Here is a 23,466-nt window from a genome sequence, read left to right on the forward strand (position 1 = left end):
ACCTATCCAAGAGATGCTGCTGAAGGAAAATATAAATTCCACATTACCTAGAACAAAAACCACTGCCATTTCCAGCTGAAGGTAAGGTTCCATTTAATTGCGCAGTCATATTGTTAATACGGTAATTCATAAATTCGGTTAGTCCGAAGAATTGGCTAACACTAGACGTTAAGTTTTGTTCAAAAGCGGCAGAGCCATAAAAGCTAGTTGGGTCGTTTTCGACATGTTCACGAATCAAATCCGCTATCTCGTTCACACGGGTTGTAAATGTGTCACTGGCTAATGATCCCTCAATGAGCTGGGTTAAATATTGATGATAAACCTCTAAGTTATCTTGATCGGCAAAGACATTTGCAAGCAAAGGACGATCACTCAACGCCCCACTTACTGGCTCATCAATATAAAGTTCTCTGATATCAACCCCGTTACAATCACGAGTAAATGTGCCAAACGATTCATTAAAATCCCAAGGTAAAAGTGTAAACACGCCATCTTGATCATAAAGGTAATAGTTATGTGCTAATGTTCCGTGGTAACTGTCTAAGTTCGATAACGCAGTGCTTACAGACATATACCTTAATAACATATCAACATTGACAACATCGGTAGCGCCTTCATCAAGTTGTTCAACAAAGTTAAGGAATGCACCGTTATCTGTTATGTCTTCATTGGTTTGTAAATTAATGTCGGTGTAACTTGAAATATCTGAATCTATCCATAACAAATCACTGCCAACGCCGTCTGGTTTGTATAGGTCGCCATTACTGTTGGCAAAGTGTCTTTCTAAAAATTCACTGTCTATCGCTTCAACCATCAAGTACAAACCAAACAACTCACCGTTAACATAAAAGTTTACATAAGCATGTTCCGGTGACGGCACCCCCACTTCCTCCATCAAGTCATAAGCAAGAACTTCACGCATGTAGGACGGGTCGTTAAACGAGTTTTGCAAAGTGAATTTTTTAAGACCGAATAATCGTTGTCCTGATACATATTCATTCACATCAACTTTAAAGCTATAACGGTCACTAGAAGAACGAGCCACACTGGTTAAACTTGAACCACCTTTAGTACGAATAGCCACACTGTCTAACGTTACACCATTAAAGGTTATGCTCGTTTCGTGATACTCCTCATCAAGGGGATTGTCTAAAATGTCTTGCCAATTATCATCGTTAATGGTGATTGAAAGTGTATTAACCACATCGGGAGAAAAGGCACTGGCAACTTGGTTTGCTCGGCCTTTGGTTGGCGTTAAAAATGCTTGGGTAAAGTCTGAGTCGTTCGTTAAACCATAACTAAAACCGGTTACCACATCACTTTCATCCCAATCAATGTAATCCACAACGTCATCATTTAGAATTAAGTTTAACTCGTCAGTTTTACCCAACTTAAATGGCACGTAATAATCATTTGGGTCTTCATCAACCGCATAAATAGTTATGAATTCACCTGGCATTAATTCAACGTCTGGCAACGTAACAGGGGCAATATCGTCACTTTCATCAATCACTTGATAATCAGATAAATGAATATTGGTAGAACCATTATTGTATAACTCAAACCAGTCATAACCGTCATTTTCAGCACTTGCCACCACTTCATTGATCACCAATGGACCATGGGTCGCAATAACATTTTGTGCCGTCTCGGTCGGGGTTAATATATGAGTAGCGTCACTGCCATCAGGAAAACGGCCATAACTGTGGCCAATTAAAGCTTGTCCTTTTTTCCAAGCAAACTGCTCTACGATGACATTGTTTGAATACAAACTAACGGTATCGCTAGAACCTAACTTAAATCCAACTGTTGGTGCATCACCTAAATCATCTGTGCTGGCATAAATTCGATAAAATTCGCCAGAGGCTAACGTAACATCAGGTAATGACATTGGTTCATTACTGTCATCGCTAATTTGATAATCACCTAAATAGACTGAACTGCTGCTCGTTACATAAAGCTCAATCCAATCCTCGCCGCCATCACTGCTTTTAGCCACGACTTCGTTAATACGCAGTGCTACGTCTTCGTCTATTAATTTTGTGACCACGGTTGTGGCATCGGCAGGTTGATTGGTCATGCCTTGAGTAGGCGACAATGTTTGAGCTTCACCCGTACCGTCTTCATATAAACCAAAACTAAAGCCTTGCTGTGCTTCACCTTCCTCCCAATCTAATTGAGAAACTTGAACATCATTTTTATATAAGGTGACAGCATCATCGCTGCCTAATTTGAAGGTAACGTAATAGCCATTTTCAGGTGGCGTATCAGTTTCATCAATGGCTTGCAGAACTATAAATTGTCCTTCAAGTAAAGATACTGCGGGTAATGTCTGTGGTTCATGAGCGCTACTGTCATCAACTATAGAGTAGATGGATAAATCATTTATATCTTCTGTGGCATATAGCTCTATCCAGTCGCTACCACCGTCACTTGCACTGGCCACGATTTCATTTATAACCAGTGCGCCACTGTTAGTGACCTCAGTCGAAGTATCTGAGTCTTCCGTTAAGCCTGAGCAACCACTTAGTAAACTTGTAATTAATGTAAGTGAGTAAAATACAAAACGTTTATTTGTCATAGGAAATTAATGCAATTTAATTGAAGTTGCTTTAACACTAAAAACATAAGGTGCAAACAATGTGTAAGAAAAATGTAACTTGAAAATTAACGACAATATCGAGTATTAATTGTTTGTATAAATCGAAATAATTTACCTATAAAAAACATGACCACATGGTCAACTTGTGTTAATTTATCATCATTTGAATTAGGCTCAGCGTCGATATTGTCATTGCACTAATAACAATCGTCGTTAAGTGATAAATCATTCCCTAAATTGCACTTATTTCTTTTCGGTTTTTGGGTTAATTTGCTAACCTAAATATCGAATTTTTATGAACCTGCGTAACCAACAGGCAAGAAATTGAAACCAACTATTATTACAATTGCAGGTCCATCTGCATCTGGTAAAACACTGTTTGCTCAAACTATTCATGATGAGTTAATTGAAGAGTTAGGCGAAGGTGGGATATCGATCATATACGAAGATGCTTATTATCGTGACCAATCGCACCTTACAATGGAAGAGCGCATCCAAACTAATTACGATCATCCTGATGCCTTTGAACATGATTTATTAACTAAACATTTAGAAAAATTAACCAATAACGAACCCATTGAAAGTCCTGAGTATTGTTACAAAACTCATACGAGAACAAATATCACCAGAACGTTCGCGCCAACAAAAATAATACTAGTAGAAGGTATTTTGTTACTTTCTAATAAAAAGTTAAGAGAACAGTTTGATATTAAAGTGTATATGGATACACCGTTAGATATCTGTTTAATACGTCGTATTAAACGCGACATAGTTGAACGTCAACGCAGTGTTGAATCGGTCACTAATCAATATTTAGAAACCGTAAGACCTATGTATTATCAATACATAGAACCTTCCAAAGCTTGGGCTGATATTGTAGTCACAAGAGGCGGAAAAAACAGAATGGCGATTGAAGTTATAAAAGCCAAAATCCGTCAAATTTCACAACTCCCACCACAAAAATAAAATAAAGGGTAATCATGGAATTAGCAGCACTTAGGGGAATACTGGGCATAATCGTGTTATTAGCGATAGCCTATGCGTTATCAAGCGGCAAAAAGCAAATCAACTACCGAACCGTAGGCCTCGCTTTTGCACTTCAAATATTACTTGGCGCGTTTGTCTTGTATGTACCCTTTGGTAAAGATGTTTTATCGTCTATGACCTTTGGCGTACAAAGCGTGATTGACAGCGGCAAAGAAGGGATCGACTTCTTATTTGGAGGATTAGGCACCGACGCCATGTTTGCAAACGGTGTTGGCTTTGTCTTCGCAATTCGCGTCTTACCAAACATTATCTTTTTCTCATCTTTAATAGCCGTACTTTATTACCTAGGCGTCATGCAGTGGGTGATAAAAATCATTGGCGGTTCATTACAAAAATTATTAAAGACCAGTAAACCTGAATCCCTTTCTGCTACTGCTAATATATTTGTAGGACAAACAGAAGCACCATTAGTTGTCCGCCCTTATATCGCCAAAATGACTCAATCTGAATTATTTGCCGTTATGGTAGGTGGTTTAGCGTCTGTTGCTGGTTCTATCATGGCTGGATATGCAGGTCTTGGCATTGAATTAAAATACCTTATTGCGGCGTCTTTTATGGCGGCGCCTGGTGGTTTATTAATGGCAAAAATAATTTGCCCTGAAAAAGAACCTGAAAAAATAGTTCAAACCACCATAGCGTTTGATGAAGATGATAATAAACCAGCCAACGTCATTGATGCTGCTGCATCTGGTGCCGCATCTGGTTTAAAATTAGCGGTAAACGTTGGTGCTATGTTACTGGCCTTTATTGCATTAATCGCACTGTTAAACAGCATCGTTGGTGGCATTTCAGGCATGTTTGGTTATGACGGTATTACCATTGAATTTATTCTAGGTTACTTGTTCGCACCTTTTGCTTTTATTGTTGGTGTACCTTTAGATGAAATGTTACAGGCCGGCAGCTTCATTGGTCAAAAAGTCGTGGTTAATGAGTTTTTTGCTTATGTAAACTTTGTAGAAGTTAAAGACGCCTTGTCACCTGTTACTCAAGTGATCATCACGTTTGCTTTATGTGGTTTTGCAAACTTGTCTTCAATCGCCATTTTACTTGGTGGTATTGGTTCTATGGCTCCTAGCCGTCGTCCTGACATCGCAAGATTAGGTATGCGTGCTATGTTAGCCGCAACATTAGCTAATTTGATGAGCGCCGCTATTGCGGGCTTCTTTGTCGCACTGTAGGAAATAACAATGTCTGATTTAAAAGCAGTTGCACAACGTGCATTATCTTTGATGGATTTAACCAGTTTAACCAATGTTGAGACCGATGCTGACATTATAAAATTATGTCAGCAAGCTAAATCACCGGCAGGTGAAACGGCCGCTATTTGTATTTTCCCTCGGTTTATCCCTTTGGCTAAAAAAATATTAAAAGCACAACAAACTCCCCATGTGAAAATTGCAACAGTGACCAATTTCCCACATGGTAATGACGATATCGATATCGCATTAGCAGAAACAAACGCTGCGGTTGCCTACGGTGCCGACGAAGTAGATTTAGTCTTTCCATATAAAGCGTTGATCAATGGCAATGAAAACATTGGTTTTGATATGGTTAAAGTATGTAAACAAGCTTGTGTTGACCAGGCAAAACTTAAGGTCATTATCGAAACGGGTGAACTAAAAACACCAGAATTGATAAAAAGGGCCAGTGAAATAGCCATAAACGCAGGCGCTGACTTTATAAAAACATCAACGGGTAAAGTTGCAGTAAATGCCACTCCAGAAGCGGCAAAGATCATGTTAGAAGTGATTAAAAATAAAAACATTGATGTCGGCTTTAAACCAGCAGGTGGTGTTAGAAATGCACAAGACGCAGACGTATATTTAACTTTAGCTGATCAGATCCTTGGTGAAGAATGGGCGCAAGCGGAACATTTTAGATTTGGAGCAAGTAGTTTGTTATCCAGTCTATTAGAAACCTTAGGTCATAAAAGTGAAGTGAATAACGAAACGCAGTCCACTCAATCTTATTAAGATGTGACGCTGTGCACTCAGGTACTCATACTACCTTTATGTTTCTGCTTAAAATAACTAAAAAAAGATACTAATCATGGCACAACTATACTTTTACTATTCGTCGATGAATGCCGGTAAATCCACCCATTTATTGCAATCATCGTACAATTATCATGAGCGTGGATTACGTACCGCAATTTATACTGCTCAAATCGATGATCGTTTTGCTAAAGGTAAAGTTGCTTCCAGATTAGGAATTGATGCCGATGCTTTCTTATTTGATGACAGTAAAGACTTGTTTGTTGAAATTGGACAAATGCATACAGAGCAAAAACTAGATTGTGTCCTGATTGATGAAGCTCAGTTTTTATCTACAGAACAGGTTAAACAATTAACCGACGTGGTCGACCTATTAAATATTCCTGTTTTGGCCTACGGTATACGTACTGATTTCTTAGGGCAAACCTTCTCTGGAAGTGCTGCGTTGCTGGCCTGGGCTGATAAATTAGTTGAGCTAAAAACCATTTGCCATTGTGGCCGTAAAGCAAACTTTGTTATTCGCCAAGATGCCAATGGTGTTGCAGTCAAAGATGGCGAACAAGTCGAAGTAGGTGGCAATGAACGATATGAGCCACTATGCAGAGCCCACTTTAAACAATTGGTTTGGTGATCGATAAACCAACACTTTACTCTTTAATTTATCTTAAAAAGGACTCCCCATGGCCGTTTTCGAAAGCAAACACCCCTTAGTAAAACATAAAGTTAGCCTGTTAAGAGATGTTAATATTTCCGTAAAATCATTTCGAGAACTGACCAAAGAAGTGGCGGTATTACTGACGGTAGAAGCCACACAACAATTTGACGTGGCCAATGTTGACATGACTTGTTGGTCAGGTGATATTCAAGCGCCTATGTTGTCAAAACAACAACCTACTTTAGTACCGATTCTAAGAGCCGGTTTAGGAATGTTAGACGGCGCGTTGACCATATTGCCTTGCGCTAAAATCAGTGTTGTTGGCTTACGACGAGATGAAAAAACATTAGACCCAGAAACTTATTATGAAAATATCATTAATGATATTGAGGACAGAACCGCCATCATTATTGATCCTATGTTAGCTACCGGCGGCACAGCAGTAGCAACCATAGACCTACTTAAACAATCAAGCTGTAAACACATTATTGCTTTGTTTTTAGTAGCTGCACCGGAAGGTATTGAGGTTTTACAGAAGTCCCACCCTGATGTAGATTTATTTGTCGGGGTTATTGATCAACAACTTAATGAAAATGGGTATATATTGCCTGGCTTGGGTGACGCTGGGGATAAGATCTTCGGGACGCTTTAGGGCTATAAGGCTGGAAGGTTTTAAGTTTTAATTATCAGTGGAGAGAGCCGAGTTACGAATCTTAACTCGTATCTCGGCTCTCGCAGCTCGAGACTAATATTTAACTATAAATCACTGGCGTTAGCCCTGGTTTAATGTCTGAGAAGCTTAGTGCTCCGAGATATTGTTCAGCCGCGACTTTTGCAGCATCAGCATCTTTAGCATGAACACGTGCAATCACATCACCTACCGACACCTGCTCACCTAAAGGTAAAATGGCATCAAAACCAACGGTATGATCAACCAATTGTCCAGGCGCAGTACGCCCACCGCCTAATCCAACAACCGACATGCCAATATCACGTGTGTTCATTTGTGATAAATAACCCGCTTGAGTCGCTTTAATATCAACAACCACATTAGCCTTTTGCATCGATGACCAAGGGTTAGCTAAATAATCCGTTGGCCCACCAAGTGCAGCAACCATTTTTTCAAATATCTCTGCTGCGCTACCAGAGTCCAAAGCTCTAATTATTTGTTTTTCAGCGGACGCCGTATCTAATGCTAAACCAGAGTTAACTAACATAGCTGTTGCCAGTGATTTCACTACAGCGTGCAAACGCGGATCTAAATATTCCCCAGTTAAATACTGAACCGTCTCATACATCTCAAGTGCATTACCAGCAGTCACCCCTAATACTTGATTCATATCTGTGATAATAGCTTGGGTTTTAACCCCCGCATTATTAGCTACACTGCTAATGCTGTCAGCTAAGGCTTGTGCATCGGCTAACGATGTCATCATGGCACCGTTACCTACTTTCACATCCATCACTAACGTGTCTAGGCCAGCTGCTAGTTTCTTAGATAAGATAGAGGCCGTGATTAATGGAATCGATTCCACCGTTGCTGTTACATCTCTGATTGAATATAAACGTTTATCCGCTGGGGCCAAGTTATCGGTTTGCGAGATAATAGCGACCCCTAACTCTTTCACTACTTTTTTAAACTCAGGTATTGTCGGTTGTATATTAAATCCAGCAATACTCTCTAATTTATCTGAGGTACCCCCGGTATGACCCAATCCGCGACCCGAGATCATAGGAACATAACCGCCACATGCTGCAACAATAGCCGCAAGCATAAAGCTTACTTTGTCGCCCACACCACCGGTAGAATGTTTGTCTACGATTGGACGGTCAAACCCTTCCCAGCTCAGTACATCACCTGAATGCATCATTGAAGTGGTTAAGATGACTTTTTCTTCAGTATTTAGTCCTTGCTGAAAAATAGCCATAGCCATAGCGCCAACTTGAGCATCTGAAAATGAACCATCAACCAAGCCATCTACAAAACGCTGTATTTCTTGCTGTTTTAATACACCACCATCACGTTTTATTCTTATAATTTCTTGAGGTAATAACATGTTTAATCCTTAAGCATCCAATAGCTGTTGTGGTGTAAACGCATCTGGCAATAACTCAGATACCGTCCATACTTTTTGTTGATTTTTATGATTCAAAGCAACAACAGGCGCGTCACCTTTAAAAAATTCCGAGATCACTTGTCTACATGCTCCACAAGGTGGAGTAAGTTGCTCCTGTTCGGTATAAATAACGATAAGTGAAAATTGGGTTTCACCAATAATTACCGCATTACTAATGCAGTTTCTTTCTGCACAAACGGTTAGACCATATGATGCATTCTCTACATTACAGCCTTTTACAATCGTTCCCTTTGTAGTCAGAGCTGCCGCGCCAACATGAAAGTGACTATATGGCGCATAAGCCTTGTTATATGCGTCTTTAGCGGCATCAACAAGCTCTTGGGGAAGTGTGATTTTTGAGTCAGTCATAATACTTAAATGGTTAATTTCTACATCCACACAATAGCATTGTTGACCATATGGTCAAGTAATAACTGTTGTATATTTGTTACATTTTTAGGTCATAAAAAAACCGCACTAAAGAGTGCGGTTTTCATCGAGTTATTAACTAGTCGATATTAGAATCTGTAGTTAACACCCATAACAACTTCCCATAAAGAACCATCTACATAGATGTCTTCTTCAGCGTTATCTTCATAGAATTTGTCATAAACATATTGACCACTTTCATTGATAGAAGCTTCGATCATACGGTTACCAACAAACGCGCCTTGGCGTGTAATACCCCATTCGTCGTTTATTAAGTTACCTAAGTTTTTTACAATTACGAAAGCATCAAATGTATGACCTTCAGAGAAACCGCTAAAGCTTTGGCTGATTTTCAAGTCTAACTTGTATTGCCATTCAGCATTTTGAGAGTTACGACCAGAGATTGCGCCGCGCTCTAAACCTCTATCAGCAATAAAGGCATCAAATGCAGCTTTATCAAAGTTTGAAGTGTAAACAACTTTTGAATCATCAACTTCTGGTACATAAATTAGCTGACGGCTACCATTCCAGCTATCGTCGCCATACATGTCATCAGAATTGCTGTATGTGTAAGAGTATGGTTGACCTTCACTTGCTGAACCGAATAGGCTGAAGCGCGTACCGGTTTCTTCAAGTTTATACGACAAAGACATAGTGAAACGGTTAGGAATCTCATAGTTTGACGTAGTCATTAGTGGGTCAGTTGCATCAGACACTGCTAAGTTACCGTAGTTAGAACCAGCAGTTGAACTAGTCATAGGATTAGCATCTTCTGAATCTGTGTAAGAGTAACCAAATGTTGCTTTAAGACCGAAATCGAACTCTTTTTGCATACCTAAAGACAATACTGTTGATTGACCGTCTTTATTACTGTTAGCCAATACATAAGTACCGCTTCCACCAAGTACTTCTTCATACATTGGACGACCATCAGGTGCAGTTTCAGTCGTTTTAGCTATACCAGCGTCAGTGATGATTGCAGAATTAACTTTTTTGTTAATTAATAAGTCTGCAGTGAAGATATAGTTGTCATCAGTGATATAAGTAGCACCTAACGAGTATTTCCACTCAGCAGGTAGTTCTAAATCAGGGTCGATGGCATTAACTGGACCACTACCGCCTTCAACAGGTAAATCATCAATGTAGTCATACATAGCTTGTGGCACTTCGAATAAAGGTTTGCCGTTATTAACCATTGGGTTGTTAAATAAATCAACTTTACCGTCAACCGTATTTAAGTTTACATTGTATTCACGAGAAGCTACTTGTACTAGACCATCGTTTGAATACGAGTTTGAAACCCAAACGTTAGGATTACCACCAGAATATAGACCCATACCAGCACGAACATCTAAGTTATCGTCCACTGACCATTTAAAGCCAATACGTGGTTGGAATAAGCTAATACCGTCTAAGTTCGTGTTATTAGCAAAACCGTAATCTGCTTCAAAACCAGCGTTGTAACGAGGTTTGTCATCACTTGTGTAATAGTCGTGACGGAAACCAAATGTCACAGTTGCATCGATGTCATCAAATGTATATTCATCTTGTAAATACATTGTATGTACATTGTATGTGAACTCTTGGCTCGCATCTTCAGGATTACTCGTACCAGCAGAGTTGTTATAGTAAATACGATTTACTAATCCATTTTCAAAGTCTTCAATGTTATTAAAACGGAATTCACCTTGAGTGTGTTGCATGAATAAGTTGTAAGCTGTTAATGACTCAAACTCATAACCTGCAGTAATAGTGTGAGATTCTAAGTAGTAGTTAGCTAAGAACTTAGCAGTAAAGTTGTCCCAGTAAAGTTCATTTGATTGACGAGAATCATCTGGACCTAGGAAAATAGTAGTAGAACCATGATAAATCTGTACTTCACCCATGCCGCTTGCTGCGTCTAAAGACTTCTGACGATTATCTAATTCCATTGAACCAATGCGTACTTCAGTTGTTAATTCATCAGACCAATCTGAGTGAAGTGAAGCAACGATAGAGGTTAATTCTGCACCTTTTTCATAAAAGTGGCTGTCGAACGTTCTGCCCCAAGAGTCAGACTGATCTAATTTGAAACCATCATTGTAGTTATAGATGAAACTAGCACGGTGATCGTCGCTGATATTCCAGTCTAATTTAACTAATAACTTTTCATCTTCAACAGGCATATTAGCCGGCATGCCACCAGCATCATATCCGTATAAGTCTTGGCTTGCTTTTTGAACACGTGCGATATCTGCATCAGATACGTCGCCGTTATAAACAAAGATTTCATTACCGTCTAATTTTTCATAAGACGTAAATAAGAATAATTCATCATTAATTAATGGAAGACCAATATGGAAACCATAACGTTTTTCAGTGAAATCACCTTGAATAAAGTCTTCGCCCTCTATTGAATCACCTTTAAGTGAATCATTAGAGTAATCCATGAATACGCCACCATGAATTTCGTTAGTACCAGACTTAGTTACTGCATTGATGTTACAAGCAGTAAAGCTACCGTATGTAACGTCAAACGGTGCAAGTTCAACTGATACTTGGTCAATTGAGTCATAAGAGAAAGGTACACGAGTTGTCGGGTAACCATTGTCATTAAGACCAAAACCATCATTCATTCTTACGCCATCTAGCGTTAAGCTGTTGAATCTTGGGCTACCACCGCCACATTGAATAGCGCCGTCACGGCTATCATCAACATAAACACGTGGGTCAACACGAACGATGTCTTTTAAATCACGATTAATAGCTGGAGCTGATGCTAAATCGTCAGATGTAAAATGAGAAGAAGGGCTTGAGTTACTCGAAAAAGAACTAACCGGACGGCCAGTAACTACGATAGTTTCCAAGTCAGATGCAGCGTCTAAATCAACGTACAATGGCATTGTTTCGCCAAGCGTTAAGAATACGTCTGAAATTTCTTTATCTAAAAATGTATCAGAGTCTAAGGTCACTTTATATGGACCACCAACACGTAAGCCTTTTGCAGTGAAAATACCAGAAGCATTTACGATTGCATTTTTAGTCGTACCTGAAGGTACGTGAGTGATGGTTACTTTTGTTCCAATCGCAGCGTTACCTTGTGGGCCGTTTACAACACCTTTTATTGCAGAGGTAGTTGTATTTGCCATTACAGAGGTAGATAGTCCTAGAGCTAAGACTACCGCGCCAGTTATGAGTGAAAGACGATGAGTTTTCATCTGATTTCCTTGGTTTAAGTTATTAATTTGGTAATGATTATTATTATCGAGTCAAATGGCTAAAAAAACTTAACCACTTGCTCTGTTTTTCATTTCGTTCGAAATTAGACCAGATTTTTATGTAAGTTTCATTACAAAAAACGACTCTTTTTAGAAAAGTTCAATTAAATATAAAGCACGACCAGTTAACACTGTAAATAAATTTAAATTTATTATTTAAATACAACAACTTAACACAATTACACTTTATCAAGGTTATAGGTGAATTATTTTTTCCTTAAAAGCACAATCGCACATTATTTATAGGTCAATTAACTTAGATATTTGTATTCATTAATGTTTTCAATTCTTCTGACCATTTGGACAATAAATATTTAGCAATATAAACAATAAGTTATAAAATAGACTGGCAACTTTTGGGAGGAAAATATGGTTAACATGAGTAAAAACCTGATTTTGTTAACCCCACCTGCTTTAAAATAATACTATTAACATTTATAGTAGCCGCCTAATTTCAAATGTCAGTTAACCGCGTTCCAAGGTGGAGGATCCCCTTAACGCTAAAAACTTACTATTTGGTCAACATTTATAAAACATAAATTCAATTTCTATTTTCAGTATATGTATCATTGAATTAGAAATATTTAGCGTTTGAGTAATCACATGACAACATTAGCACAGACTAAAAAAACCGGTAATATTCGCGCACAAAGTCAGCATAAAATTTTAATTGCTGCTAGTACCGAATTTGTTTTACAAGGATATAAAGGCGCTACCGTTCAATCTATTGCTGATAGAGCTGAATTACCTAAGGCTAATATCCTTTATTATTTTAAAAATAAAGAAAACATATACCAAGCCGTGTTAGAGCACACATTGGAAATGTGGGATGAAGGCATAGGTGATATTGATCCTTCAGAGGGCCCTAAAGCCGCAATTGAAAAGTTTATTGATGCCAAAGTCCGCATGTCCTTTAATTATCCAGAAGCGTCAAAGATTTACGCGATGGAGATCATTCAAGGCGCTCAACATTTAAAAGAATTTGCCAGAACCTATCAACGAAAGTGGGTAAGAGAAAAAGCCAAGTTATTCCAGCAATGGATTGACAATGGTGAAATGGCGAATGTTGATCCTGTTCACTTAATTTTCCTTATTTGGTCGTCAACCCAGCATTATGCCGACTTTGAAACTCAAATATTAACCATTATGAATCGGGCCGATTATGAAGAAGATGATGTGGAAACCGTCATTAACTTTTTAACCGATCTCATTTTACGCGGCTGCGGATTAAAATAGTCATGAACAAAACTTATATTTTAACCTTACTGGCAATATTATTTATGTTTAATGTTAATGCAAAAACAACAAACCAAATAAGAGTCGCTACCTTTAATGTCAGTATGGAAGCACTAAATTATGTGCCATATCAAAAAGGTAAAACCCCAGAGGTCTCAGGCCAAACCCTTGTCGATGCCCTTGCGTCTGATCACCAACAAATTAAAAACATTGCTGAGATTATACAAAGAGTTAATCCCGATATTATCTTACTTAATGAGTTTGATAATGGCGTAAACACTAATACAAATGACCACGCGGCATTATTAAGTTTTATTAAAAACTATTTAAATCAAAGTCAAAATGGTCAAAGCGCTGTTGATTACCCCTATTATTATCAAGGCCCCGTCAACACAGGTGTTAATTCTGGTGATGACCTAGACAACAATGGCATTGCTGGACAATTACCGGCTGACGGTTACGGATATGGACACTTCCCTGGTCATTTTGCGATGGCGTTATTATCCAAATACCCAATTGATGAAAGTAAAATTAGAACTTTCCAGCATTTTAAATGGAAAGACATGCCGGGGGCACTTCGTCCTTTTCACCCAGACACCAAACAACCTTGGCATAACGAAACAACATGGAGTAATTTCCGCTTATCATCAAAATCACATTGGGATATCCCGGTAAATGTTAATGGTTCAGAACTGCATATTTTAGCCAGTCACCCCACCCCACCAGTGTTTGATGGTAAAGAAGATCGTAATGGCAAACGCAACCATGATGAAATTCGTTTTTGGACAGATTATATAACGCCAAACAATGCCTCTTACATCTACGATGACCAAGGTAACAAAGGGGGTCTTGCTGTAAATAAGTCCTTTGTATTAATGGGCGACCAAAATGCAACTATCCATGAAGGTAATGCCATTAAAACAGGCATTGCCGATTTATTGGCTCACTCTCGTATTCAAGATGTAATGCCGCAAAGTAACGGCGCATTAAAACACAAACCTAATAATGAATTTGCCAAATATCACACTGCTTTTTGGGGCATGAGAGTAGATTACGTGCTGCCTTCAACTACGGGGATCTCGGTAAAAGACAGTGGTGTATTTTGGCCAACAAAAGACGATAGTTTATTTAGGTTAATTAAAGATCGAAGTGCATCGTCAGATCATCGATTAGTTTGGTTAGACCTAGACCTAAATAAGCCATAAATTATTCAGTGCATAAATATTGGAATCTAAGATGAAAAAAACGCTCCTGATCACATGTATGACGTTATTGCTTGCAGCTTGTGGTAATGAAAACCAAGTCAGTAAAACACAACCGGTTAAAAACATTATTATGGTTGTCTCTGACGGAACCGGCCCGGCTTATACCACGGCTTACCGTTATTATAATGACGATCCAACCACAGAAACGATTGAAGAAACTGTTTTTGACCGTCATTTAGTGGGCATGGCAAGTACTTACCCTGCTCGTGTATCAGGTTATGTTACCGATTCAGCAGCGGCGGCAACAGCCTTATCAACTGGCATAAAAAGTTATAACGGCGCTATTGGTGTTGATGTTAATAAACAGCCAATTCAAACCGTTTTGGAATACGCAAAACTAACGGGTAAAAAAACAGGGGTCGTGGTGACGTCACAAATTAACCACGCAACACCCGCGTCTTATTTAGCCCATAACGAAAGTCGTAAAAACTATGACGCGATCGCTAATAGCTATATCGATGATGGTATAAAGGCAGATGTCTATTTGGGTGGCGGCTGGGAATACTTTATCCGAGATGACCGTAACCTTGTAGAAGAGTTTAAAACTGCAGGATTCCAATACGTAGATAATTATGACCAATTAGGTAGCCTTAAAGCGAATACGCCAGTGCTTGGTTTATTTGATAAAGTTGGATTACCTTGGGCTTTAGATGATAAACACCCTAATCGTTTATCTATAATGACGAAAGCCGCCATTAAACAACTAGAAAATGACAATGGTTACTTCATGTTAATTGAAGCGAGCCAAGTAGACTGGGCTGGACACGGTAACGATATTGCCTCTGCGATGACAGAAATAAACGATCTTGCTATCACAATGGAATACTTAGAAGAATACGTTAAATTACATCCTGATACTTTAGTGATATTAACGGCAGATCACAGCACTGGTGGCTTAACGATTGCGGCAGATGGTAAATATGAATGGAATCCAGAATTTCTCCGTACCATGACAGAGTCAGCAACGTCTATTGCCAATAAATTAATAGCCACTGATATCACCAAGTCATTCGTTGAAGAATTGCTTCATTTTAGCGTTTCGGATGAAGAGGTGAACAGATTACAACAAGCTAAAATAGAACAACAAACGTCGACATTTGAATATAACCCACCGGTTTATAACGCCGTTAAAGCCATTATTGATAAACGTACCAATACTGGCTGGACAACTAGTGGACACACAGGTGTAGATGTTCAGGTTTTTGCAATGGGTGCAAATACAGACATGTTTAAAGGCATCATTGATAATACCGATATAGCCAAAAATATATTCACTTTACTTGGTCGATAACCACAAAGTTAAATCGCTCACCCCAGTTTCATAAGCTTTTAAATACTGGCAGTGACAAAACATAAAAGGACGCTGATACTAATATCAACGTCCTTTTTTTATTCCTAGGGTTTCATACTTAATCGATAGTTACTCAATTTGTTAATGGTTTATCCATTCTTCTGCAACAGGCAGTGAAAATAACAAAGGGGCCATTTTTTCATAGTTAGCTTGGTTCGATGGACAATTTATATTTTTCAGATAATTACGTTTCCAAGGGTCATTAACCACCCAAATCGTACTACCAATAACACCAAGACCTTCCAAAGAAGAATTATCCATTAACTCCCATGGCTCACAACTGTTGTCATTGGTTTCAGCCATAAAATCCAACGTGATGATCTTGGTTGGATTTTGTTTAGATAGGTCAATAAACCACAACTGATTATCATTTCTTGCCGCGGCAATTAAATAACCTGGATGATCATCTATTGCCAAATAGTCCATACCATTAAGAGGATGGTTACCCGCAGTAAATTGAGGTAATCGTAATTCTGGATCTAGCACCTTGGCAAATTCATCGGTATTCCAAAAGTCTTTTGTGATCTGAACGGAGAAGATTCTAGGCTGGGTATGTATGTCTTTTTCAAGGGCTAAATATAATTGATTGTCTTGACCAAATGCTAATCCTTCAATACCGTCGTTTGGGAAGTTACCGACTTCAAATTCAGCAGCAAATTGCAAAGGACGTACATGTGTCATTTCCACTGATTTATTATCGTGAATATATAAGCGTACTAATAAACTCGGGAAATCGGTTGAGCCTGAGTTTTGATAACGTTTGGCACATTCAGCAGATAAACCTTCAATACTGCGAGCGTCTTCGGTAACAATAATCACAACGTTATCGTCATTTGGATCAACTGCTAACGCCTCAAAGTCTGGTTTATATGCAAGGTATTGTGCAAAGCAGCTGCTAGTCACATTTTCAGACATTGTCATGGACATGACTTGTTCGTCTAAAACCGCAGACTTAGGGTCGATAACATGCAACTGACTACTTTGAGATTGATGTGCGCTGCCATCTGAAATAGATAATAACTTACCGCGCCAATGTTTCAGCCCTGATGTTTGTGGGTCTAACATCACTTGACCATTTGTTTCGGTGATCCACTGCCCTTTTAGTGTCACTTTAGTATCAGTTACCGTATCGGGGTTTTGATAGATGCCATACATACTCACTAACACCACAAGTATCACTAACAGCAACATTTTCAATTTCATAATATTTACTTTCCAGACTTTGAAGTTTATCCATACATTTAACCACGACTATATTGTCGTTTTATTACCTATATAGCCAGCGCGAAATGTTATATCAGACGCTCTTTTCACGTCCCGCATTAAATTCAGGCATCTAACTTAATGGGCAATAAAAAATTTTAGTCAATAAGCCTATTTTTTTTTGTTGTACTTTAAATGCCCAGTCCATTCTAATCGCGACCTATTTTTAAAACCTATTGATACATCTAAATTATCAAGGAAAAGCATTGAATAAAAACACACTTGAGAATGTACGCGCTTGTTATAACGTACGTCACTGGAGCCAAGGATACTTTGGTATTAACGACTCTGGTAACGTGTATGTAGCCCCTAAAGTGGATAACCAAGAACATACCGTTGACTTAAGTACTATAGCTAAAATGATCCAAGATAAAGGCTTAACCTTGCCTGCGTTGGTTCGTTTTCCGCAGATTATTCATCACCGTGTGCATAGTTTATGCGACGCGTTTAATAACGCGATTAAAGAATATAACTATCAAGAAAAATACTTATTGGTTTATCCAATTAAAGTAAATCAACAACGTGAAGTTGTGGATGAAATTCTTGCTAGCCAACATAACCAAGAAACTAAACAACTAGGTTTAGAAGCGGGCAGCAAAGCAGAATTGCTTGCGGTATTAGCCATGGCGCACAAAGCGTCATCGGTGATTGTGTGTAATGGTTATAAAGACAAAGAATACGTACGTTTGGCACTTATCGGCGAGAAATTAGGCCACCAAGTGCATATCGTTTTAGAAAAGATGTCTGAATTAGACATGATTTTAACCGAAGCCAAAAAGTTAGGGGTTAAACCGCGTTTAGGTTTACGTGTGCGTTTAGCATCTCAAGGTAAAGGTAAATGGCAAGCAAGTGGTGGTGAAAAATCTAAATTTGGTTTATCTGCCTCACAAGTTTTACAAGTTATCAAAGTATTAACCAATGCCAACATGTTGGATGCATTAAAACTGGTGCATTTCCATTTGGGATCACAAATGGCCAACATCCGTGATGTTAGGTTAGGTGTTAGTGAGGCTGCGCGTTTTTATTGTGAATTACGTAAGTTAGGTGCAGGTATTATCTGTATGGACGTAGGTGGTGGTTTAGCTATTGATTATGACGGCACACGTAGCCAGTCTCATAACTCAATGAACTACAGCTTGGCTGAATACGCAAACAACATCGTCTATACCATTGGCGATACTTGTAAAATGTATGACGAGCCTATGCCTATGATTATTTCAGAATCAGGCCGTGCATTAACCGCACATCATGCGGTATTAATTTCTAACGTAATTGGTGCTGAGTCATATCAGCCAGAAGTGATACCAGAAGCCGAAACGGATGCACCTTTGTTGTTAAAAAACATGTGGAACTCTTGGTTACAGTTAAGCCAACGCAATGATGACAGAGCATTAATCGAAATTTATCACGATACTCAAAGTGACATTGCTGAAGTACACACACAGTTTGGTATGGGTCTGTTAAACCTAACTCAACGAGCTTGGGCTGAACAAGTTAACTTACGTGTTTGTTATGAATTACATCAATTAATGGATACTAAAAATCGTTTTCACCGTCCAATTATTGATGGTTTAACTGAAAAATTAGCGGATAAGTTTTTTGTAAACTTTTCATTATTTCAATCTTTGCCAGACTCATGGGGCATTGACCAAGTATTCCCAGTATTACCACTGACTAACTTGGAACGCTCTCATGAAAAACGGGCAGTATTGTTAGACATTACTTGTGACTCTGACGGCACGATTGGCAGTTACGTTGATGGGCAAGGTATTGAAACAACCTTACCCGTTCCAGCTTGGAAAGAAGGTGAAGAATACTTATTAGGTTTCTTCTTAGTGGGTGCATACCAAGAGATTTTAGGGGATATGCATAACTTATTTGGTGATACACACAGCGCCGTCATTTTATTAGATGACGACGGTGAAGTTGAAATTAAAGAAATTAACGAAGGTGACAGCGTGGCTGACATGTTGAGTTATGTGCACTTAGACGTTGATGTATTTACCGACGCTTATGAAGAGTTAGTGAATACTAAGTTACCAGAAGATCAACGTGAGCCAATTTTAGAAGAGTTAGTGGCAGGGTTACGTGGTTATACTTATTTGGAAGATTTTTAATAATGAACTCAGTTCAAAACAACCTATTTAATCAGGTAGATAATTCTATCTACTCAAATGCCATGACATTTATGCGTCAGCCTTTATGTTTTGATCCGCTAAATACGGATGCGGATATAGTGGTATTAGGTTTGCCTTTTGACATGGCCACGTCTGGTCGTTCTGGTGCTCGTATGGGCCCAACGGCCATTCGACAAGCATCGGTCAATCTGGCATGGGAGGGAAGAAAATATCCATGGCAGTTTTCTCTATTTGAAAAATTGAATGTGGTTGATGCTGGGGATCTGGTTTACTCAACCGGTGATGCTGACGAATTTACCCAAAAAGTAGAAGTTGCCACGACCCAACTGCTTAATGCCAATAAAACAATTTTGGCCTTAGGGGGCGATCACTTTGTGACTTTGCCTTTGTTACGTTCATACGCTAAAAAGTTTGGCAAAATGGCATTAATTCATTTTGACGCTCATACCGACACATACAATAATGGCAGTCGATATGATCACGGCACTATGTTTTTCCATGCACCAAACGAAGGTTTAATAGATAAAGAACACTCTATTCAAATCGGCATAAGAACCAATTACAAAAGCCAAAACCATGGCTTTAAAGTGATTGATGCGATGCAAGCCAATGACGACAGTGTTGAACAAATAGTACAAACCATCAAACAAACGATTGGAAATTTACCCGTGTACCTAACCTTCGACATTGACTGTTTGGATCCGGCTTTTGCTCCGGGTACGGGCACGCCAGTTTGTGGTGGTTTATCAAGCGATAAAGTATTCAAGATACTACGAGCATTAGCTGGAATAAACTTAGTGGGAATGGATGTGGTGGAAGTAGCCCCGGCTTACGACAGCGCAGAAATAACCTCACTTGCAGCTGCAACCATAGGTGTAGAGTTATTACATTTATGGACCGTTAAACATAAAAACCCACTTTAAAAGTGGGTTTTGTTATTTTGACTCTTATATATTAAATCGATTACTCATGGCGTAAAATCTTTTCCATCTTTTTTCCTTTAGCTAACTCATCCACCAGCTTATCCAAATATCTCACTTGCTGAGTTAACGGATTTTCAAGTTCTTCAACACGATAACCACAAATAACGCCTTTGATTAAATGGGCATTCACATTTAATTGAGCGTTTAAAAAAAACTGCTCAAAGGTAATTTCATGTTCAATAAATTGTTGTAACTGTTTGTTTGTATAACCCGTTAACCAACTTATTATTTGGTGTAATTCAGCTTTGGTTCTTCCTTTTTTCTCCACCTTAGTCACATAATGTGGATAAACCGACGTAAAGGTCAACTTAGCTATTTTTTCATCATGGGTTTTAGTAGTCATATTCAGCCTCTAATTAAGTGCCTGATTAAATGCTTTATGAAACGCATTATAATCTTCGTACATTGGCATGTGACCTAACCCGTCCAACTCTATAAGCGTTGAGTTTTTGATCAAGCTTTGAGCGTGTTTACCTAACATTTTATAGTCGCCCAAGGTTCTGGTTACCCCAGGTTTTAACCAACCTCGACCAGGCCCAGTTTTGTCTCTTGTGCCTATAATCAAAAAAGTCTCATTAGTGATTTGAGAAAACTTAGCCACCATGTTTTCAGAAAAGATTGGTCCGTAGGTTAACGCATTATTCCAAGCCACCGTTTTCCAATCATCTCCCGCTAACCAACCTTTTAACGGTATTAAAAGTTGCTCGTATTCACTTGACCACTGGCCGTCATAATAGTTTTTCTTTTGATAATTCACCGCTTTATCTAATGTAGTATTAAGCTGAGACTGGTAGAAAAAGTTAATGTCTTTATATTCTACATATTGGCTGTAATCTTCTAAACCAATCGGATTTATCAAAATCAGTTTATTAACTGCTTGGTTATAATTAACCGCAAAGGTAATGGCTAACATACCCCCCATTGAGTGCCCAACAAGGTCAAATTTTTGAATACCTAAACTATCCAATAAAGACTTAGTATTTAACGCTAACTGCGCAAAGTTATACTGATACAGATCCGGTTTAGATGATTTACCAAAACCAATTTGATCCGGCACGATAACGCGGTATTTTTTACTTAACAGGTCTTGCGCGACATGCTCCCAGTAATAACCAGAAAAGTTTTTACCGTGTAATAACACGATAACTTTAGCCGCATCTTTATTGCCAATATCCATATAACGCATTTTAAGATCTTGGTTTTGCGAATTAAAATTAAACGTCTTAACGTCAAACGGATATTCAAACCCGTCTAACTCTTTATTGTATTTAACAGCTTTTTCTTTAAGAGCTGTTCCTTTTAAATCAACACTGGCATAACTTGGCGTATTAAGTAAAACAACAGAAATAAACGTACACGCTAGCTTCAATAACAGGTTTTTCATCTACATCTCATCTTTTGAATTGGAAGATTTTAAAGCGATTAATTACCCATTACTTTTAACGCTAAATACGGCGCGACCATAAAGACTAAAGTTACGATCTTATAATTACTTAAGAAGTTAAAATACTTCATACTTAAGTCAGTTTCATCTAAACCGAACAACTTGCTGTGAATGGAAAAAATATAACCTCGCATAAACACCAGCGCTAATGTGGCTATCGATAAATAGGCTATATTAATCACAGAAGCCCAGCCTAAAAACTCAGTTAATTGTGCCATCGTCATCATAGTAAAGTATCCTTTTGAGTCATATTTAAATTCATGTCACTGCCCATTGATACTAGTCTATTTAAACCAGTCGTTAAGTAAAAAATATCTGTTTAAAATGCGGGTTCTCAATTCCAACTTCTAACATGGCAATACTGGCCAAAGTTATTAAAGTTTCCTTATCATCAATATCCACCTTGATACATTCTTTACGCTCAGCATTATATTGAGTATCAAGGGCAATGCCTTCAATAATCAGTCCCGTCTTCAATGTTATGTTAACCGGATATCTATACATACAAACTATTTCAACATAGTCGTATTCGTTACAACTTATCATCAATGTTCACCTGTCATATACCCTGCTGATGTTTAACTCTTTATTAATATTATATTAATGTTGGCTTTCTAACTGGTTAGCAATTTCAATAAGATCTTTACCCGTTAAATCTGGTTTGTCAGATAACGGATACAACGCTTTTCCAGGACGTAAAATAAAAGCCGTTTTCCAACCTGCTTTATCCGCACCAGCAATATCCCATGCGTGTGCAGCGATAAGCATTGCATCTTCAGGAGCAACATTCATCTCTTTCTGTGCCCACTGATACACCTTTAAATCAGGTTTGAAAATTTGTAAATTTTGTACCGTTAATGAACCATCAAAGTATTGCGCTAAATTAGCATTTTTAAGTTGCGCCGCAATACCCGCATCAGACGAGTTGGTTAAAGTGATCATGGTATAACCCATAGCACGAATTTTCTTTAACCCTTCAACCACATCTTTATGCGGTTCCAAATCTCTAAACGGCGTTAACACAGCAATACGTGCTTGTTCTGGTGTTAATTTAATATTTTGTTGATTGGCAATCATCTCTAACGAGGCAATACCAATTTCACCAAAACTATTATATTCACCCATCACATTGCCGACCAAAGAGTAATGCAACATAGTCGTAAACCAATAAGGCACAAGCTCATCACGCCCACCCAAAGCTTTAGACACCGACTTCCCAACATTACCTAAATCAAGCAAAGTTTCATTCACATCAAAGAAGATCACCTTAGGTTTTATTTTCTTGTTTAAATCTGAATCTTGAGAAAACGCTAGGCCTGACATTAAACTTATTGATATCAATAAACCTACGATAAAAGTGTTACAACGAGGTATTAAGGAGTTACGACGGGGCATTATAAAAATTCCTATGACATTAAGTATTGAGGCATATAAATGGGCTATAGCCTGAAATAAACCAAAACGACCAATCTCTTATATTCGTAAAGAGATCAGCCCGAACAGTACAGACCATTAAAGACAGCAATAAATTTCAAGATGAATGTTATTTATAACATTAATTTCATAGGTGTTAAGAACTGATCGTTATAAAAGCGGTTACCTTTCGAGTTTCGAGTTTCGAGTTTCGAGTTTCGAGTTTCGAGTTTCGAGTTTCGAGTTTCGAGTTTGATCTGCCCCCAAAAAAG

The 23,466-nt window shown here is 38.4% G+C and carries 20 protein-coding genes; 10 read left to right on the forward strand and 10 right to left on the reverse strand.

Going from position 1 to position 23,466, the window contains the following annotated elements; all coding sequences use genetic code 11:
• Positions 1-43: 43 nt before the first annotated feature.
• Positions 44-2,581 carry a CotH kinase family protein gene (locus tag KO505_RS16035; protein ID WP_216056462.1) on the reverse strand — a complete coding sequence of 846 codons (2,538 nt, stop codon included), beginning with the start codon at positions 2,579-2,581 and terminating at the stop codon, positions 44-46.
• 345 nt (positions 2,582-2,926) lie between these two features.
• Here KO505_RS16035 and udk point away from each other — a divergent pair, with 345 nt between their 5' ends.
• The 5 genes from udk (at position 2,927) to upp (ending at position 6,950) form a co-directional block, all read left to right on the forward strand.
• Complete coding sequence (udk, locus tag KO505_RS16040; protein ID WP_216056463.1) at positions 2,927-3,568, forward strand: uridine kinase; 642 nt, start codon at positions 2,927-2,929, stop codon at positions 3,566-3,568.
• Positions 3,569-3,582: 14 nt separating this feature from the next.
• Complete coding sequence (locus KO505_RS16045; protein WP_216056464.1) at positions 3,583-4,827, forward strand: NupC/NupG family nucleoside CNT transporter; 1,245 nt, start codon at positions 3,583-3,585, stop codon at positions 4,825-4,827.
• A 9-nt stretch (positions 4,828-4,836) separates the two neighbouring features.
• Positions 4,837-5,622: a deoxyribose-phosphate aldolase gene (gene deoC / locus KO505_RS16050; protein ID WP_216056465.1), complete on the forward strand. Its 786-nt coding sequence runs from the start codon at positions 4,837-4,839 to the stop codon at positions 5,620-5,622.
• Positions 5,623-5,698: 76 nt separating this feature from the next.
• Entirely contained in the window at positions 5,699-6,274 is a 576-nt protein-coding gene (locus KO505_RS16055) for a thymidine kinase (protein ID WP_216056466.1), read from the forward strand.
• Positions 6,275-6,323: 49 nt separating this feature from the next.
• Positions 6,324-6,950 carry a uracil phosphoribosyltransferase gene (upp, locus tag KO505_RS16060; RefSeq protein WP_216056467.1) on the forward strand — a complete coding sequence of 209 codons (627 nt, stop codon included), beginning with the start codon at positions 6,324-6,326 and terminating at the stop codon, positions 6,948-6,950.
• A gap of 100 nt (positions 6,951-7,050) precedes the next feature.
• Here upp and deoA read toward each other — a convergent pair whose 3' ends face one another.
• The 3 genes from deoA to KO505_RS16075 form a co-directional block, all read right to left on the reverse strand.
• Complete coding sequence (deoA, locus tag KO505_RS16065) at positions 7,051-8,355, reverse strand: thymidine phosphorylase (protein ID WP_216056468.1); 1,305 nt, start codon at positions 8,353-8,355, stop codon at positions 7,051-7,053.
• Positions 8,356-8,364: 9 nt separating this feature from the next.
• Positions 8,365-8,784 (reverse strand): cytidine deaminase, encoded by a 420-nt coding sequence (locus KO505_RS16070; protein WP_216056469.1) that lies wholly within the window; start codon positions 8,782-8,784, stop codon positions 8,365-8,367.
• Between the two features lie 149 nt (positions 8,785-8,933).
• On the reverse strand, positions 8,934-12,041 hold the full coding sequence (locus KO505_RS16075; RefSeq protein WP_216056470.1) for a TonB-dependent receptor: 3,108 nt from the start codon (positions 12,039-12,041) through the stop codon (positions 8,934-8,936).
• 663 nt (positions 12,042-12,704) lie between these two features.
• On the opposite strand from KO505_RS16075, the gene KO505_RS16080 reads away from it, so the two are divergent.
• Genes KO505_RS16080 through KO505_RS16090 form a run of 3 tightly spaced genes read left to right on the forward strand, consistent with a single transcriptional unit; the run spans position 12,705 to position 15,893 of the window.
• The gene (locus KO505_RS16080) at positions 12,705-13,337 is read left to right on the forward strand and encodes a TetR/AcrR family transcriptional regulator (RefSeq protein ID WP_216056471.1); all 633 of its coding nucleotides are present in this window, start codon (positions 12,705-12,707) and stop codon (positions 13,335-13,337) included.
• Positions 13,338-13,339: 2 nt separating this feature from the next.
• Complete coding sequence (locus tag KO505_RS16085; RefSeq protein ID WP_216056472.1) at positions 13,340-14,542, forward strand: endonuclease/exonuclease/phosphatase family protein; 1,203 nt, start codon at positions 13,340-13,342, stop codon at positions 14,540-14,542.
• A 31-nt stretch (positions 14,543-14,573) separates the two neighbouring features.
• Positions 14,574-15,893 (forward strand): alkaline phosphatase, encoded by a 1,320-nt coding sequence (locus tag KO505_RS16090; RefSeq protein WP_216056473.1) that lies wholly within the window; start codon positions 14,574-14,576, stop codon positions 15,891-15,893.
• Between the two features lie 141 nt (positions 15,894-16,034).
• On the opposite strand, the gene KO505_RS16095 is transcribed toward KO505_RS16090, so the two are convergent.
• Positions 16,035-17,156 (reverse strand): hypothetical protein, encoded by a 1,122-nt coding sequence (locus KO505_RS16095; RefSeq protein WP_216056474.1) that lies wholly within the window; start codon positions 17,154-17,156, stop codon positions 16,035-16,037.
• A 266-nt stretch (positions 17,157-17,422) separates the two neighbouring features.
• On the opposite strand from KO505_RS16095, the gene speA reads away from it, so the two are divergent.
• Together speA and speB are read left to right on the forward strand one after the other, a co-directional pair.
• Entirely contained in the window at positions 17,423-19,333 is a 1,911-nt protein-coding gene (speA, locus tag KO505_RS16100; protein WP_216056475.1) for a biosynthetic arginine decarboxylase, read from the forward strand.
• Positions 19,334-19,335: 2 nt separating this feature from the next.
• Positions 19,336-20,277: an agmatinase gene (gene speB, locus KO505_RS16105; protein ID WP_216056476.1), complete on the forward strand. Its 942-nt coding sequence runs from the start codon at positions 19,336-19,338 to the stop codon at positions 20,275-20,277.
• 40 nt (positions 20,278-20,317) lie between these two features.
• Here speB and KO505_RS16110 read toward each other — a convergent pair whose 3' ends face one another.
• The 5 genes from KO505_RS16110 to KO505_RS16130 form a co-directional block, all read right to left on the reverse strand.
• Positions 20,318-20,680 carry a DUF2200 domain-containing protein gene (locus tag KO505_RS16110; RefSeq protein ID WP_216056477.1) on the reverse strand — a complete coding sequence of 121 codons (363 nt, stop codon included), beginning with the start codon at positions 20,678-20,680 and terminating at the stop codon, positions 20,318-20,320.
• A 9-nt stretch (positions 20,681-20,689) separates the two neighbouring features.
• Entirely contained in the window at positions 20,690-21,721 is a 1,032-nt protein-coding gene (locus tag KO505_RS16115; protein WP_216056478.1) for an alpha/beta fold hydrolase, read from the reverse strand.
• Between the two features lie 38 nt (positions 21,722-21,759).
• Positions 21,760-22,008, reverse strand: coding sequence for a DUF6868 family protein (locus KO505_RS16120; protein ID WP_216056479.1), 249 nt, complete (start codon positions 22,006-22,008; stop codon positions 21,760-21,762).
• A 73-nt stretch (positions 22,009-22,081) separates the two neighbouring features.
• Complete coding sequence (locus tag KO505_RS16125) at positions 22,082-22,327, reverse strand: Rho-binding antiterminator (RefSeq protein WP_216056480.1); 246 nt, start codon at positions 22,325-22,327, stop codon at positions 22,082-22,084.
• A gap of 54 nt (positions 22,328-22,381) precedes the next feature.
• Entirely contained in the window at positions 22,382-23,176 is a 795-nt protein-coding gene (locus tag KO505_RS16130) for a haloacid dehalogenase type II (protein WP_216056481.1), read from the reverse strand.
• Positions 23,177-23,466: the final 290 nt, after the last annotated feature.

Source organism: Psychrosphaera sp. F3M07 (assembly GCF_018860345.1).
Classification (GTDB): Bacteria; Pseudomonadota; Gammaproteobacteria; order Enterobacterales; family Alteromonadaceae; genus Psychrosphaera; species Psychrosphaera aquimarina.

Excerpts from the sequence above, each read along its gene's own strand:
- KO505_RS16055 (WP_216056466.1), top strand. The coding sequence starts at position 5,699 with ATGGCACAACTATACTTTTACTATTCGTCGATGAATGCCGGTAAATCC.
- KO505_RS16080 (WP_216056471.1), top strand. The coding sequence starts at position 12,705 with ATGACAACATTAGCACAGACTAAAAAAACCGGTAATATTCGCGCACAA.
- KO505_RS16095 (WP_216056474.1), bottom strand. The coding sequence starts at position 17,156 with ATGAAATTGAAAATGTTGCTGTTAGTGATACTTGTGGTGTTAGTGAGT.
- speB (WP_216056476.1), top strand. The coding sequence starts at position 19,336 with ATGAACTCAGTTCAAAACAACCTATTTAATCAGGTAGATAATTCTATC.
- KO505_RS16110 (WP_216056477.1), bottom strand. The coding sequence starts at position 20,680 with ATGACTACTAAAACCCATGATGAAAAAATAGCTAAGTTGACCTTTACG.
- KO505_RS16125 (WP_216056480.1), bottom strand. The coding sequence starts at position 22,327 with ATGATAAGTTGTAACGAATACGACTATGTTGAAATAGTTTGTATGTAT.
- KO505_RS16085 (WP_216056472.1), top strand. The coding sequence starts at position 13,340 with ATGAACAAAACTTATATTTTAACCTTACTGGCAATATTATTTATGTTT.
- deoC (WP_216056465.1), top strand. The coding sequence starts at position 4,837 with ATGTCTGATTTAAAAGCAGTTGCACAACGTGCATTATCTTTGATGGAT.
- KO505_RS16115 (WP_216056478.1), bottom strand. The coding sequence starts at position 21,721 with ATGAAAAACCTGTTATTGAAGCTAGCGTGTACGTTTATTTCTGTTGTT.
- KO505_RS16075 (WP_216056470.1), bottom strand. The coding sequence starts at position 12,041 with ATGAAAACTCATCGTCTTTCACTCATAACTGGCGCGGTAGTCTTAGCT.
- KO505_RS16045 (WP_216056464.1), top strand. The coding sequence starts at position 3,583 with ATGGAATTAGCAGCACTTAGGGGAATACTGGGCATAATCGTGTTATTA.
- KO505_RS16130 (WP_216056481.1), bottom strand. The coding sequence starts at position 23,176 with ATGCCCCGTCGTAACTCCTTAATACCTCGTTGTAACACTTTTATCGTA.
- KO505_RS16070 (WP_216056469.1), bottom strand. The coding sequence starts at position 8,784 with ATGACTGACTCAAAAATCACACTTCCCCAAGAGCTTGTTGATGCCGCT.
- KO505_RS16035 (WP_216056462.1), bottom strand. The coding sequence starts at position 2,581 with ATGACAAATAAACGTTTTGTATTTTACTCACTTACATTAATTACAAGT.
- KO505_RS16120 (WP_216056479.1), bottom strand. The coding sequence starts at position 22,008 with ATGATGACGATGGCACAATTAACTGAGTTTTTAGGCTGGGCTTCTGTG.
- KO505_RS16090 (WP_216056473.1), top strand. The coding sequence starts at position 14,574 with ATGAAAAAAACGCTCCTGATCACATGTATGACGTTATTGCTTGCAGCT.
- deoA (WP_216056468.1), bottom strand. The coding sequence starts at position 8,355 with ATGTTATTACCTCAAGAAATTATAAGAATAAAACGTGATGGTGGTGTA.
- upp (WP_216056467.1), top strand. The coding sequence starts at position 6,324 with ATGGCCGTTTTCGAAAGCAAACACCCCTTAGTAAAACATAAAGTTAGC.